Source organism: Paractinoplanes bogorensis (assembly GCF_018829635.1).
GTDB lineage: Bacteria > Actinomycetota > Actinomycetes > Mycobacteriales > Micromonosporaceae > Actinoplanes > Actinoplanes bogorensis.
In genome coordinates, this window is record NZ_JAHKKG010000003.1 from 335,189 (window position 1) to 351,773 (window position 16,585).

At 73.8% G+C, this 16,585-nt stretch carries 1 protein-coding gene (only partly in view); it reads left to right on the forward strand.

The genetic code is table 11. The features are described from left to right. Positions 1 to 16,584 carry the 3' portion of a type I polyketide synthase gene (locus KOI35_RS10005; RefSeq protein WP_215785857.1) on the forward strand. It extends 3,693 nt beyond the left edge of the window, so only the last 16,584 of its 20,277 coding nucleotides appear in the window; its start codon lies beyond the left edge, outside the window; it ends in the stop codon at positions 16,582 to 16,584. The last annotated feature ends 1 nt before the right edge of the window (position 16,585 follow it).

Genomic DNA, 16,585 nt, shown 5'->3' on the forward strand with positions numbered 1-16,585 from the left:
CAGGGCCTCGTGCGCTCGGCCCAGACCGAGAACCCGGGCCGCTTCCTCATCGTCGACGCCGACGACATCCCGGCCACCACCGGAGTTCTGCCGCTCCTGCCCGCGCTGCTGGCCGACGGCGAGACCCACCTGCGCGTACGCGACGGCGAAGTCACCGCCGCCCGCCTGGCCCCCCTGACCGACGCCGGTCCCGGCGACGCGACGGCCTGGGACCCGGACGGCACCGTGCTCATCACCGGTGGCACCGGCGGGCTCGGGGCCGAGCTGGCCAAGCACCTGGTCGCGACGCACGGCGTACGGAAGCTCCTGCTCCTCAGCCGCCGCGGCCCGGACGCGCCCGGCGCGGATGAGTTGCAGCAGCTCGCGGCGACGGTCGACATCGTGGCCGCCGACGTGTCCGACCGCGACCAGCTCGCCGCCGCGATCGCCGGCCACCGTCTCACCGCCGTCATCCACACCGCCGGCGTGCTCGACGACGGTGTGATCTCGTCGCTGACGCCCGAGCGGCTCGACACCGTGCTGCGGCCCAAGGTGGACGCGGCGCAGCACCTCCATGAGCTGACGCGCGACCAGGATCTGGCCGCCTTCGTGCTCTACAGCTCGATCTCCGGGCTGATGGGCGCGGCCGGGCAGGGCAACTACGCCGCCGGCAACGCCTTCCTCGACGCGCTCGCGGCCCAGCGTCGTGCCGCGGGCCTTCCCGCCCTGTCGATCGCGTGGGGCGCCTGGGCGCAGGACCGCGGCATGACCGCCACGCTCGGCGAGCGCGACGCCCGCCGTATCGCCGACGCGGGCGCGCCGCTGCTCACCGTGGAGCAGGGCCTGGCTGCGTTCGACGCCGCGCTGACCCGCGACGAACCCGTCGTGGCCGCCCTCCCGGCCGGTGCCGGCCGCGCTGCCGCCAACGGTCCCGTTCCGGCGCTGCTGCGCGGCATCGTCCGCGCCGGACGCCGGCAGGCCGCCAGCGGACGCGGCCCGGTCGCCGGTGGGCTCGCCCGTCGCCTGGCCGAGACCCGCGAGGCCGACCGCGAACGCCTCGTCACCGACATCGTGCGGGCCGAGGCCGCCGCCGTGCTGGGCCACGAGTCGGCCACCGCGGTCAGCGCCGAACGCGAGTTCCGCCAGCTCGGCTTCGACTCGCTCACCGCCCTCGAACTGCGCAACCGGGTCAGCGCGGCCACCGGCCTCACGCTGCCCGCCACGCTCGTCTTCGACTATCCGACGCCGCGCGTGCTCGCCGCCCACCTGCTCGCCGAGCTGGTCGGGTCGGGTGGGGATGTCGCGGACATCCCCGCGGCCGCGGACGACAGCGACGACCCGATCGTCATCGTCGGCATGGCCTGCCGCTTCCCGGGTGGCGTGCGCAGCCCCGAGGACCTGTGGCGGTTGCTCACCGACGGCACCGACGCGATGTCCGGCTTCCCGGGTGACCGCGGCTGGTCCGACGGCCCGCTGGCCGAAGTCACCGGCCAGGGCGGCTTCCTCGACACCGCGACCCGCTTCGACCCGGCGTTCTTCGGCATCTCGCCGCGCGAGGCGACCGCCATGGACCCGCAGCAGCGGCAGCTCCTCGAGGTCTCCTGGGAGGCCGTCGAGCGGGCCGGCATCGACGCCGGAACGCTGCGCGGCACCCGTACGGGCGTCTTCATGGGCACCAACGGCCAGGACTACACGCAGCTCGTCATGCAGACCCGCCGCGAGGTCGAGGGCCACGCCAGCACCGGTCTGGCCGCGGCCGTCATCTCGGGCCGCCTGTCGTACACGTTCGGGTTCGAGGGTCCGGCCCTCACCGTCGACACCGCCTGCTCGTCGTCGCTGGTCGCCCTGCACCTGGCCGCCCAGTCGCTGCGCCGCGGCGAGTCGACCCTGGCCCTGGTCGGCGGCGTCACCGTGATGTCGACGCCGATGAACTTCGTCGGCTTCACCGCGCAGGGCGGCCTGGCCCAGGACGGCCGTTGCCGCGCGTTCTCGGACGACGCCGACGGCACCGGCTGGAGCGAAGGCGTAGGCGTGCTCGTCGTCGAACGGGCCTCCGACGCCCGCAAGCACGGCCACCCGATCCTCGCCGTCGTGCGCGGTTCGGCCCTCAACCAGGACGGCGCCTCCAACGGCCTCACCGCCCCCAACGGCCCGTCGCAGCAGCGCGTCATCCGCCAGGCGCTCGCCGCCGCCGGGCTGCAAGGCTCCGACGTGGACCTGGTCGAGGCGCACGGCACCGGCACCAAGCTCGGCGATCCGATCGAGGCCCAGGCGCTGCTCGCCACGTACGGACAGGACCGCACCGGCCCGTTGCACCTCGGCTCGATCAAGTCGAACATCGGCCACACCCAGGCCGCCGCGGGCGTCGCCGGCATCATCAAGTCGGTCCTCGCCATCGGCCACGCCACGTTGCCGCGCACCCTGCACGTCAGCGCCCCGACCACGCACGTCGACTGGTCGGCGGGCGACATCGCGCTGCTCACCGAGCAGACTCCGTGGCCCGCGACCGGCCACCCGCGGCGTGCCGGCGTCTCGTCGTTCGGCTTGAGCGGCACCAACGCCCACATCATTCTCGAAGAGCCGCCCACCGACGCAGTCGCGGCCCAGGAAGGCACTGCGTCTGCCGATGTGGCGCCGTGGATCGTCTCGGGTGCCACCGAGGCGGCGCTGGCGGCGCAGATCGAGCACCTCGGCGGGGTCGAGGGTTCGCCGGTCGACGTCGCCTGGTCCCTGGCCACCGGTCGCGCCGCGCTCGAGCACCGGGCCGCGCTGATCGACGGCCGTGAGGTTGCTCGTGGCGTCGCGACCGAGCAGTCCGTCGCCGCGCTGTTCGCGGGCCAGGGCTCGCAGCGGGCGGGCATGGGTCAGGGCCTGGCGGCTCGGTTCCCGCTGTTCGCGGCCACGTTCGACGACATCCTCGGCCGTCTCGGGGTCACCGTTCCCGACGACGAGGACCTCCTTTCCCGTACGGGCTTTGCCCAGCCCATTCTTTTCGCGTACGAGGTGGCACTGTTCCGCCTGGTCGAGTCGCTCGGTATCCGGGTCGACGCGGTCGGCGGTCACTCGGTCGGTGAGATCGCCGCCGCGCACGTGGCCGGCGTCCTCTCGCTGGACGACGCCTGCACGCTCGTCGCCGCGCGGGCCCGGTTGATGGACGCGCTGCCCGAGGGCGGCGCGATGGTCGCCGTGCCGGCCACCGAGGACGAGGTTCTCCCGCTGCTGACGCCCGGCGTGTCGATCGCGGCGATCAACGGCCCGCGCTCGCTCGTGCTGTCCGGTGCCGAGGACGAGGTACTCGCTCTGGCGGCCCGTTTCGAGAAGTCGAAGCGGCTGAACGTCTCGCACGCCTTCCATTCGTCGCTGATGGACCCGATGTTGGACGACTTCCGCGCGGCGATCGCCGGACTTACGTTCAACGAACCGCAAATCTCCTTCGTTGCTGCCGGACAGGTGACGGATCCGGAGTTCTGGGTGCGGCACGTGCGCGACGCCGTCCGCTTCCACGACACCGTCACCCGGCTGTCCGACGCCACCACGTTCCTCGAGATCGGCCCCGACGGCACGCTGTCCGGCTTGGTGGAGTCGGGCGCTGTCCCCGCGGTCCGACGCGACCGCGACGAGGAGACCGGCTTCGTCACCGCGCTGGCCCGCCTCCACGTCAGCGGCGTGCGGGTCGACTGGCGCGCGTTCTTCGCCGGCACCGGCGCCCGGTGGACCACGCTGCCCACCTACGCCTTCCAGCACGACCGCTACTGGCTCGACCCCAGCCCGATGCCGATGGGCGCTGACCCGGTCGACGCCGAGTTCTGGGCCGCCGTCGAGAGCGCCGACCCCGCCGAGATGGCCTCCGAGTGGGGCCTGGACGCCGACGCGGTGTCCGCCGTCCTGCCCGCGCTGGCCGCCTGGCGCGGCCGCCGGCGCGGCGAGTCCACCATCGACTCCTGGCTCTTCCACGAGACCTGGCAGCCCCTGACCGACCTGGGCACACCCACCCCCGGCCGCTGGCTGGTCATCGACCCGACCGGCGACCCCGACGCCCCACGCATCGCCGCCACCCTCGGCGCGACCGTGATGGCCGAGCTTCCGAACGCCGCGACCGACTCCGACGGTGCGACCGCGGCTGACGGCGCGACCGTGGCTGACGGCGCGACCGCGGCTGACGTCCTGGCCGACGGCATCGTCGTGCTTCCGGGGCGGGCCGGTGACGGTGTGGTTCCGGCTGGGATCGCGCACGTGCTGGCGGCGTTGCACGCGTCGGCCGCGCCGGTCTGGGTGCTCACCCGCGGTGCGGTCGCGACCGGCCGGGCTGACGCCGTGACCGACCCGCGCGAGGCCGCGCTGTGGGGCTTCGGCCGCGTCGCCGCCCTGGAACAGCCCGCGCGTTGGGGTGGCGTGGCCGACCTGCCCGCCGACCTCGACGACCGGGCTCTGCGTCGCCTCGCCGCAGTCCTGACGAGCGGCTCGGGCGAGGATCAGGTCGCTGTCCGTGCCACCGGTGTCTTCGGCCGCCGCCTCGTCCCCGCCGCTGCAAGCAAGAACGCCGCCGCAAGCGTGAGTGCCACGGCTAGCGCGAATGCCATGGCAAACGGGAACGCCGCCGCAAGCACGAACGCCGCCGCAAGCACGAATGCCGCCGCAAGCGGGAACGGCGCCGCAAGCGGGAACGCCGACGGCAACGCGGACACGGCCCGGAGTATGGACGCCACCGCGACCGCGACCCCGACCCCCGCTGCTGTGCTGATCACGGGTGGTACCGGCGCGCTGGGCGCCCGCGTCGCCCGTGAGCTGGCGGCCAAGGGGGTCGCCAAGCTGGTGCTCGCGAGCCGCCGCGGCCTCGACGCCCCCGGCGCGGCCGAGCTGCGCGACGAACTCGCCGGCACCGAAGTGGTGGTGGCCAAGGCCGACACCGCCGACCGCGACGCCCTCACCGCCCTGCTGGCCGAGCACCCGGTCACCGGTGTCATCCACACGGCGGGTGTGCTCGACGACGGCGCGATCGAAGGCCTCACCCCGGAGCGCTTCACCGACGTCTTCCGGGCCAAGGTCTCCTCGGCGCTGCTGCTGGACGAGCTGCTTCCCGATGCCGAATTGTTTGTGCTGTTCTCGTCGTCGGCCGGTGCGGTCGGCAACCCGGGACAGGCCAACTACGCCGCGGCCAACGCCGTCCTGGATGCGCTCGCCGCGGCCCGCCGGGCCCGGGGCGCGGCCGCCACCTCGATCGGCTGGGGTGCCTGGGGCGGCGACGGCATGGCCGCCCGCACCGAGGTCGGCGACGCCATGGGCCGGGTTGGCGTGTCCGCCCTCGACCCGGAACTCGCCCTGAAGGCGCTGTGGCGGGTCGCCGACGGCCCGGCCGCCGCGCCGGTCGTCGCCGAGCTGCAGCAGCCGCAGCTGCTCGCCTCGCTGCTGAGCCTGCGCCCCAGCCCGCTGCTGTCCGGCCTGCCCGGCGCGCGGCAGGCGGCCGAAGCGGTCGAGGCTGCCCGCAAGCAGACCGCCGAGGCCGGATCGGAGCTGCACCAGAAGCTGCGGACGCTGCCCGAGCGGGACCGGCTCGAACCGGTGCTCGACCTCGTGCGTACGGTGGCCGCGGCCGTTCTGGGTCATGCCGGCCCGGACGCCATCGGCACCGACCGGGCGTTCCGCGACCTCGGCTTCGACTCGCTCACCGCGGTCGAGCTGCGCAACCAGCTCGCCGCCGTCACCGGTCTCACGCTGAGCGCCGGCCTGGTGTTCGACTTCCCGACTCCGACTGTGCTGGCCGAGCACCTCCTGAACGAGATCGTCGGCACGCAGCGGAACAACGAGGAAGAGACAGTAGGACAGAGCGACGACGCGATCGCCATCGTGGCCATGGCCTGCCGGTTCCCGGGTGGCATCACGACGCCCGAGGAACTGTGGACGGCGCTGGCCGACGGGCAGGAGATGATCGGCCCGTTCCCGGGTGACCGCGGCTGGGATCTGGCCGGCTACGCCGACTTCCGGGGCGGCTTCCTGGAGGGCGCGGCCGACTTCGACCCCGAGTTCTTCGGCATCTCGCCCCGCGAGGCGCTCGCCATGGACCCGCAGCAGCGCCTGCTCCTCGAGACCTCGTGGGAGGCGATCGAACGGGCCGGCATCGACCCGCGCTCGCTCCGCGGCAGCCGTACGGGCGTGTTCGTCGGCACCAACGGCCAGGACTACCAGCGGCTCGTGCTGGCCGCCCGCGAGGACCTCGAGGGCCACGCCGGTGTCGGCCTGGCCGCCAGCGTCATCTCGGGCCGGCTGTCGTACACGTTCGGGCTCGAGGGCCCGGCCGTCACCGTCGACACCGCCTGCTCGTCCGCGCTGGTCGCCCTGCATCTGGCCGGCCAGGCACTGCGGGCGGGGGAGTGTGGGCTGGCCCTCGTCGGTGGCGTGACCGTGATGGCCACGCCGACCAGCTTCGGCGGGTTCGACCGGCAGGGCGGCCTGTCCGCCGACGGCCGGGTCAAGGCCTTCTCGGCCGACGCCGACGGCACCACGTGGAGCGAGGGCGCGGGCATCCTGCTCGTCGAACGGCTCGCCGACGCCGAACGGCTGGGCCACACCGTGCTCGCCGTCGTGCGGGGAAGCGCAGTCAACCAGGACGGCGCCTCCAACGGGCTCACCGCCCCCAACGGCCCGTCCCAGCAGCGCGTCATCCGCCAGGCCCTCGCCAGCGCCGGGCTCACGGCGAAAGACGTGGACGCGATCGAGGCGCACGGCACCGGCACCCGCCTGGGCGACCCGATCGAGGCCGAGGCGCTGCTCGCCACCTATGGCCAGGACCGCACGACGAGAGTCAAGCTGGGCTCGGTCAAATCCAACCTCGGCCACACCCAGGCCGCCGCGGGCGCCGCCGGTCTGATGAAGATGATCCTGGCCTTCCGGCACGAGGAACTGCCGCGCACGCTGCACGTGGGCGAGCCCTCGCCGCACATCGACTGGACCGCGGGCGCCGTCGAGCTGCTCACCGAACCGTCGGCGTGGCCGCGCGGCGAGCACCCGCGCCGGGCCGGCGTCTCGTCGTTCGGCATCAGCGGCACCAACGCCCACGTCATCATCGAGGAGCCGCCAACGTCGGAAAGCCAGGCGTGGCAAGGCGATCCCGTCCCGTACGCCCCCTGGCCCGTCTCGGCCCGCAGCGACAACGCTCTCCAGGCCCAGCTCCAGCGCCTGCACGGGGATTCGCTCGATGTCGGCTTCTCGCTGGCCACCACCCGCGCCGAGCTGCCGCGCCGGGCGGTGCTGGTGAACGGGACCGAGGTCGCCCGGGGTGCTGCCACCGACCGTACGGTGGCCGTGCTCTTCTCCGGCCAGGGCAGCCAGCGGCTCGGCATGGGCCGTGAGCTCTACCAGCGGTTCGACGTGTTCGCCGACGCGCTCGACCAGGTCGCCGGCGAGCTCGACGCCTACCTGCCCCGCCCGCTGCGCGAGGTGATGTGGGGCGACGACGCCGAGCAGCTCGACCGCACCGGATTCACCCAGCCCGCCCTGTTCGCGATCGAGGTGGCGCTGTTCCGGCTGGCCGAGTCGTTCGGGCTGCGGCCGCGCTACCTGGCCGGCCACTCGATCGGCGAGGTGGCCGCGGCGCACGTGGCCGGCGTGCTCTCGCTGGGCGACGCCTGCCGCCTGATCGCCGCGCGCGCCAACCTGATGCAGGCCCTGCCCGCGGGCGGCGCGATGGTGGCAATCCAGGCCGCGGCGGACGAGATCGAGCTGACGGCGAACGTATCAATCGCCGCGATCAACGGCCCGCAGTCGACAGTCATCTCCGGTGCTGAGGACGAGGTCCTGGCAGTAGCCGCGAAACACGAAAAAACCCGGCGGCTGAAAGTCTCCCATGCCTTCCACTCGCTGCTGATGGAACCGATGCTGGCCGACTTCCGCGAGGTCGTCGCCGGGCTGGAATTCCACCAGCCGCGCATCCCGATCGTGGCGTCCGGCGACGTGACCGACCCCGAGTACTGGGTTTCGCACGTACGGGACGCGGTCCGCTTCCACGACAACGTGGTCAAGCTGGGCGAGCTCGGCGTCACCGCGTTCGTCGAGCTCGGCCCGGACGGCGTGCTCTCCGGCATGGCCGCCGCGTCGGCCCCCGAGGGCGCCGAGCTGGTGCCGCTGCTGCGCAAGAACCAGCCCGAGGAACTGGCGACCGTCACCGCGCTCGCCCGGCTGTGGACGAGCGGCGTAGCCGTCGACTGGCGGGCCTGGTTCGACGGCACCGGCGCCCGGACGACCGACCTGCCCACCTACCCGTTCGACCGCCAGCGCTACTGGCCCACCGCGGGCGTCGGCATGCGCCCGGGCGACCTGGCCGGGTACGGCCTCAGCTCGCCCGGCCACCCGCTGCTCGGCGCGACCGTCACCGTGGCCGACTCCGACGAGGTGGTGCTGACCGGTCGCGTCTCGCCGCGTGACCAGCCCTGGCTGGCCGATCACGTCGTCGGCGGCACGATCCTGTTCCCCGGCACCGGCTTCCTCGAGCTGGCCATGCGGGCGGGCGACCTGGTCGGCTGCGAGCGCATCGCCAACCTCACGCTGGCCGTGCCGCTCGCGCTGGAGGCCCACCAGGCGGCCGCCATCCAGGTCCGCGTCCGCGCGCTGGACGCGAACGGCGAGCGGTCGATCGGCGTCTACTCGCAGCCCAGCGACGACCGCGGCACCATGTGGACCGAGCACGCCCTGGGGACACTGGTTCCCGCCACCGGGACGGTCACCGGGCTCGACACCCGGTCCTGGCCGCCCGCCGGGGCCCAGCCGGTCGAGCTGGACGGCTTCTACGACCAGCTCGCCGAGCGCGGCGGCCTCGCCTACGGCCCGGTCTTCCGCGGCCTGCGCGCGGCCTGGCGACTCGACGGCGACCTGTACGCCGAGGTGAACCTCCCCGAGTCGGTCGAGGACGCGCCCATGTACGGCGTCCACCCGGCCCTGATGGACGCCGCGCTGCACGGCATCGGCCTGGTCGAAGGTGCCGGTCAGGGCCTGCCGTTCGAGTGGAGCGGCGTCGCCCTGCACGCCACCGGTGCGTCCACGCTCCGGGTCCGCCTGCACCGCACCGGCACCGACTCGGTGTCGGTCACCGCGGCCGACCCCGACGGCAACCCGGTCATCACCGCCGACGGCCTGATCATCCGTACGCCGTCGGCCCCGCCACGCGCCGCCGTCACCGGTTCGCCGGTGCTCGAATCGCTCTTCCACGTCGAGTGGGCGCCGGTCGACGCCTTCGGGAGTCCGCGCCCGTGGACGATCCAGGGTGACGACCCGTTCGGCCTGGCCGCCCATCTGCCGGCCGTCGAGGGCGACCCGGAACTGCTTCTCGTGCCGATCGCCGGTGGCGAGGGGCCCGAGGCGGTCCACGAGCTGACAACCGCCGTTCTGGCCACGCTGCAGGACGCCCTCAAGACCACGGCTCGGACCGTCTTCGTCAGCCGGGGCGCGGCCGCGGTGGGCGAGGAGCCGATCAGCGACCTGGCCGCGGCCGCCGCGTGGGGTCTGGTGCGCTCGGCCCAGGCCGAGAACCCGGGCCGCTTCCTGCTCGTCGACATCGAGCAGGCGGCGGACATCGTCCCGGCCGCTTTCGCCGACGACGAGACCCAGATTGCCGTACGCGGTAACGCCGTCAAGGCCCCGCGACTGGCCCGCCTGGCCTCGGCGCCCGCGCTGGTACCTCCGCCGGACGGTCCGTGGCGCCTGGCCACCGCGGCCAAGGGCAGCCTGGACGCGCTCACCCTGGCCCCCAGTCCCGAGGTGCTCGAGCCGCTGACGCCCACGCAGGTGCGGGTGGCCGTACGGGCCGGCGGTCTCAACTTCCGTGACGTGCTCAACGCGCTCGGCATGTACCCGGGCGAGGCCGGACTCTTCGGTGCCGAGGCGGCCGGCGTGGTCACCGAGGTCGGCGCCGACGTGACCGGCGTGGCCGTCGGCGACCGCGTGATGGGCATGATGTTCGGCGGGTTCGGCCCGGTCGTGGTGGCCGAGGACCGTTACCTGACCCCGATCCCGGACGGCTGGACGTGGGAGCAGGCGGCCTCGGTGCCGCTGGTCTTCTTGACCGCCTACTACGCGCTGGTCGACCTGGCGAACGTGCAGCCGGGCGAGAAGGTGCTCATCCACGCGGGCGCCGGCGGCGTCGGTATGGCCGCGATCCAGGTCGCCAAGCACCTCGGCGCCGAGGTCTACGCGACCGCGAGCGAGGCCAAGCAGGACGTGCTGCGCGGTCTCGGCGTCGCCGACGACCACATCGCGTCGTCCCGCACGACCGAGTTCGAGCAGCGGTTCGCGGGCGGCGTCGATGTGGTGCTGAACGCGCTCACCGGCGAATTCGTGGACGCCTCGCTGCGCCTGCTCGGCGAGGGCGGACGGTTCCTGGAGATGGGCAAGACCGACCTGCGCGATCCGGCGAGCCTGCCGGGGATCGCCTACCAGGCGTTCGACCTCGGGCAGGTCGACCTCGACCGGGTCCAGCAGATGCTGGTGGCGCTGGTCGAGCTGTTCGCCGCCGGTGCCATCGAGCCGCTGCCGATCCGCGCGTTCGACGTGCGCCGGGGCCGGGACGCGTTCCGCCACATGAGCATGGCCCGGCACGTCGGCAAGATCGTGCTGACCGTCCCCGAGCCGTGGGACCCCGAGGGCACCGTGCTGGTCACCGGTGGCACCGGCGGTCTGGGTGCCGAGCTGGCCAAACACCTGGTGCACGAGCGCGGCGTACGGAAGCTGCTGTTGCTCAGCCGCAGCGGACCGGCCGCCGGAACCGCGGACGAGCTCCGCGCGCTCCCGGCCGACGTGGACATCGTCGCGTGCGACGTCGCCGACCGCGACCAGCTGGCCGCCGCGATCGCCGGCCGCCGCCTCAGCGCCGTGGTGCACACCGCCGGCCTGCTCGACGACGGCGTGGTCTCGTCGCTGACCCCCGAGCGCCTCGAGAAGGTGCTGCGGGTCAAGGTGGACGCGGCCTGGCACCTGCACGAGCTGACCCGCGACCACGACCTGGCCGCGTTCGTCCTGTACTCGAGTGTTTCCGGTGTCATGGGCGCGGCCGGCCAGGGCAACTACGCGGCGGGCAACAGCTACCTGGACGCCCTCGCCGCCCACCGCCACGGTCAAGGACTGAACGCGACCTCGCTCGCCTGGGGCGCCTGGGCGCCGGGCGTCGGCATGACCTCCACGCTCGACGCGGCCTCGCTGGAACGGATGGAGCGCTCGGGCATGCCGCCGCTGCCGCTCCCGCTGGGCCTGTCGCTGTTCGATGCGGCCGCGGCGTCGGACCTTGCCCTGCTCGTGCCGACCCGCCTGGTCACCGGCGGTTCGGGTCCGGCCCAGGTCGCCGGACAGGTGCCGCCGATGCTGCGCGGCCTGGTCCGCACCCGCCGGGCCGCGGCCAGCGGGGGTCAGGTGGCCGGCCGGCTCGAGCGGCTCAAGCCGGCCGAACGGGCCCGCGCGGTGCTCGAGACCGTCCGCGAGGAAGCCGCCGCGGTCCTCGGTCACGCTTCCGGCCAGGCCATCGACGTCGCGCAGGAGTTCCGTCAGCTCGGCTTCGACTCGCTCACCGCGGTCGAGCTGCGCAACCGGATCAGCACCGCGTTCGGCCTGACCCTGCCGGCCACGCTGGTCTTCGACTACCCGACGCCGCGTGCGCTGGCCGAGCACCTCCTCGCCGAGATCTACGGCGACGAACGAGCGACCGCGGACGACACCGTCAAGGTGGTCGACGACGCCATCGCGATCGTCGGCATGGCCTGCCACTTCCCGGGCGGCGTCAACTCGGCCGACGACCTGTGGGACCTGGTCGCCGCGGGCCGCAGCGCGATCGGCGGGTTCCCGGCCGACCGGGGCTGGGACCTCACCATGCTCTCGGGCGAGGGCGCGGGCAGCAGCATCACCCAGCGGGGCGGTTTCGTCGACGGGATCGCGAACTTCGACCCCAGCTTCTTCGGCATCTCGCCGCGGGACGCGCTGTCGATGGACCCGGCTCAGCGCATGCTCCTCGAGACGGCGTGGGAGGCCATCGAACGTACGGGAATCGACCCCGTCTCTCTGCGTGGCAGCCGCACCGGCGTGTTCGTCGGCGCGGGCGGCACCGACTACGCCCACATGCTGCTCAGCTCGCTGGACAACATGGAGGGTTACAACGGCACCGGTACGCTCCCGAGCGTCACCTCCGGCCGCGTCTCCTACACCCTCGGGCTCGAGGGGCCGGCCATGACCATCGACACCGCCTGCTCGTCGGCGCTGGTCGCGACGCACCTGGCGGCGCAGGCGCTGCGCGGCGGGGAGTGCTCCCTCGCCCTGGCCGGCGGCGTGCAGCTGATGTCCGGGCCGGGCGCGTTCATGGAGTTCACTCAGCAGGGTGGCCTGGCCGCGGACGGCCAGTGCAAGCCGTTCTCGGACAGCGCCGACGGCACCGCCTGGAGCGAGGGCGTCGGCGTCCTCGTGCTCGAACGGCTGGCCGACGCGGTCAGGAACGGTCACGAGGTGCTCGCCGTGGTCAAGGGCTCGGCGATCAACCAGGACGGTGCCTCGAACGGGCTCACCGCCCCCAACGGGCCGTCCCAGCGGCGCCTGATCCGGCAGACCCTGGCCACGGCCGGGCTCACCGCGGCCGACGTCGACGCGGTCGAGGCGCACGGCACCGGAACCGTGCTGGGCGACCCGATCGAGGCCCAGGCGCTGCTGGCCACCTACGGCCAGGACCGTGAGACGCCGCTGCTGCTCGGCTCGGCCAAGTCGAACATCGGCCACACACAGGCCGCGGCCGGTGTCGTCGGCGTCATCAAGATGGTGCAGGCACTGCGGCACGGCGTTCTCCCGGCGACTCTCAACGTCACGGCGCCGACCACCCACGTGGACTGGACCACCGGCCAGGTCGAGCTGCTCACCGAGCGGCGGGAGTGGCCCGAGACCGGCCGGCCGCGCCGCGCGGGCGTCTCGTCGTTCGGCCTGAGCGGCACCAACGCCCACCTGATCCTCGAGCAGGCGCCGGTGACGGAGCCACCCGCGCAGGCGCCGACGCCGATGGAGATCGTGCCCCGGGTCGTGTCGGCTCGCACCGGCAAAGCGCTGGACGAGCAGATCGCCCTCGTCGACGCGCTCGACAACGACCTGGTCGACGTCGGTCACTCGCTGCTCACCGGCCGGTCCACCTTCGAGCACCGGGCCGTGCTGCTGGGCGACGACGTCGTCCGGGGCGTGGCCGCCCGCGACCGCCGTCTGGCCATCCTGTTCACCGGGCAGGGTTCGCAGCGCGCGGGGATGGGACGTGAGCTGTACGAGCGGTTCCCGGTCTTCGCGGCCGCCTACGACGAGGTCACGTCCCGCCTCGACATCGGCGACGACCTCGACCGGACCGGCAACGCTCAGCCCGCCATCTTCGCCCTCGAAGTGGCGCTCTACCGCCTGGCCGAGTCGTTCGGCATCGCCGCCGACCGCCTGGCCGGTCACTCGATCGGCGAGATCGCCGCGGCCCACGTGGCCGGGGTCCTGAGCCTCGACGACGCCTGCACGCTCGTGTCGGCCCGCGCCCGCCTGATGCAGGCCCTGCCGGCCGGCGGCGCGATGGTCGCCCTGCAGGCCGCCGCGAGTGAGGTCGTGGAAACGAGCGATCTGTCGATCGCCGCGGTGAACGGCCCGGAGTCGATCGTCGTCTCCGGCGCGGAAGCGGCCGTAGCGGCGATCGAGGCGGAAATGAAGGGCCGCGGGCGGAAGACTAGCCGTTTGCGGGTCAGCCATGCGTTCCACTCTTCCCTGATGGAACCGATGCTCGACGAGTTCCGCACGGTGGTGGCCGGCCTGACGTTCGACCGGCCCACCGTGCCGATCGCGGCCGCCGGCGACGTGTCCACCCCGGACTACTGGGTGCGGCACGTGCGCGACACCGTGCGCTTCGCCGATTCCGTACGGACCCTGGCCGACGACGGTGTCACCGCGTTCCTCGAGCTCGGCCCGGACGGCGTGCTCGCCGCCCTGACCAGCGAGCAGGCGCCCGAGGGTTCGGTCGTCGCGTCGCTGCTGCGCAAGGACCGCCCCGAGGAGCTGTCGGCCCTTACCGCCCTGGCCCGCCTGCACGTCAACGGGGTCACCGTCGACTGGTCCCCGGTCTTCGCGGAAACCGGCGCCCACCGGGTCGACCTGCCCACCTATCCGTTCCAGCGCGAGCGGTTCTGGCCCGCCACCGGCGTGGCCCGCACCGACGCGACCGGGCTCGGCCTGCGTTCGGCCGCCCACCCGCTGCTCGGCGCCGCGCTGCCGGTGGCCGGGCGCGAGGGGCTGGCGCTGACCGGCCGCCTGACCGCCGACGCGCTGCCCTGGATCGGCGCCGACCGGCGGTTCCCCGAGGCGGGCTTCGCCGAGCTGGCCATCCGCGCGGCCGATCTGGCCGGCTACGACCGGGTCGCCGACCTGACCGTGACCACGCCGCTGGTGCTCGACACCGCCACCGACCTGCAGATCTGGGTCGGCCCGGACGCGATCACCATCCACTCCCGCCCGGCCGGCGCCGAGGGGGAGTGGACGTCACACGCCACCGGCACGGTCGCCGCCGACGCGGGCCCGGTCCCGTCGATCGGGCCGGACGACCAGCTGGTCGAGGTGGCGCTGCCCGAGGACGTCACCGACGCCGACCGCTACGGCATTCACCCGGCCCTGCTGGCGGCGGCGCTTTCGGTCGACGACATCAAGAACGCGCCGGTTGCCTGGCGCAACCTGACGCTGCACGCGGTCGGTGCGCCGGTTCTGCGGGTCCGCCTGACCGCGGACTCCGCGCTGGCGGCCTTCGACCTCGACGGCAACCCGGTGCTGTCGGCCGAGGCGGTCACCCTGGCCGAACCGGCCGAGGTCGTGACCCGCAAGGGCGGCGAGCCCCTGCTGCGGCTCGACTGGACGCCGATCGAGACACCGGCGGCGTTCGACGGCCGCTGGGCCGAGACGACCGACCTGAGCACCCTGACCGACGTGCCCGACGTCGTGGTCCTCCCGCTGCGACCGGACGCGGACGCCGACCCGGTGGCCGCGACGCACGAGCTGACCGCCCGCACCCTGGAACTGGTGCAGCAGTGGACCTCGGACGAGCGGTTCACCGGCAGCCGGCTGCTGGTGACCGTCGGCGACGACCTCGCGTCGTCGGCCGCGGCCGGACTGATCCGGTCGGCGCAGTCGGAGAATCCGGGTGCCTTCCAGATCGCGTACGGGGAAACCGACCTTGATCTTCTGAAGGTTGTCCCGACGCTGACCGACGAGCCGCAGGTCCGCCTGCGTGACGGTGTCGTCGAGGTCGCCCGGCTGGCCCGCGCCGGAGACGACGCGGCCCCGGCCCGCGCCTGGGATCCGGACGGCACCGTGCTCATCACCGGCGGTACCGGCGGCCTCGGCGCCCAGCTGGCCCGGCACCTGGTCGGTCGCGGCGTGAAGCGGCTGCTGCTGGTCTCGCGGCGCGGCCCGGACGCCGAGGGTGCGACCGAGCTGCGCGACGAGCTGACCGGGCAGGGTGCGCTGGTGACCGTGGTCGCCTGCGACACCACCGACCGTGAGGCCGTGATGTCGCTGGTCAAGGGCGAGTCCAAGCTGACCGCGGTGGTGCACACGGCCGGCGTGCTCGACGACGCGACCATCGGCTCGCTCACCCCGCAACGGCTGTCGACCGTGCTGCGGCCCAAGGTGGACGGCGCCTGGCACCTGCACGAGGCGACCCGCGAGCTCGACCTGGCCGGCTTCGTCCTCTACTCGTCGGTGTCCGGCGTGATGGGTGCGGCCGGTCAGGGCAACTACGCCGCCGCCAACGCCTTCCTGGACGCCCTCGCGGCCCACCGGCAGGCCGAGGGGCGGCCCGCGACCTCGCTCGCCTGGGGTCCGTGGCAGCAGGCCGGCATGGCCGCCGACCTGGGCGGTCGCAGCGACCTGCCCGCGCTGACGGTCGAGCAGGGCCTGGCCATGTTCGACAGCGCCACCAGTCGCGACGACGCACTGCTGGTGCCGGTCCGGCTCGGCGCGAGCACGCCCGGCATGACCGTTCCCGCCCTGCTGCGGGGTCTGGTCCGGGCCGGGCGCCGCACCGCGGGCGGCCGGGCGTCGGCCGAGGGGCTGCGCCAGCGGCTCGACCCGATGACCCCGGCCGAGCGTTCCGCGCTGCTCATCGAGCTGGTGCGGGCGCACGCGGCGGGCGTGCTCGGGCACGCCTCGCCCGAGACGGTCGAGACCGACCGTGAGTTCCGCCAGCTCGGGTTTGACTCCCTGAGTGCGGTGGAGCTGCGCAACAGTCTCACCGAGGCGACCGGGCTGCGCCTGCCGGCCACCCTGGTCTTCGACTACCCGACCCCGATCGCGCTGGCCGGGCACCTCGGCGACGAGATGTTCGGTGCCGTCGAGGAGGGCTCGGCCCTGCTCGGCGAGCTCGACCGGCTGGAATCCGCGCTGTCCGCGAGCACGGCCGGCGACCGGGACTCGGCGGGCGTGGCCGCACGACTTCGGGAGCTGCTGGCGCGCTTCGCGAACGGTGCGGACGCGCCCGCCGAGGACAAGGCGGTGGCCGACCGGCTGAACGCCGCCAGCACCGACGACATCTTCGCCTTCATCGACCAGGAACTGGGCCGAGGCAATCAGCAGAAGGGCCACTGAC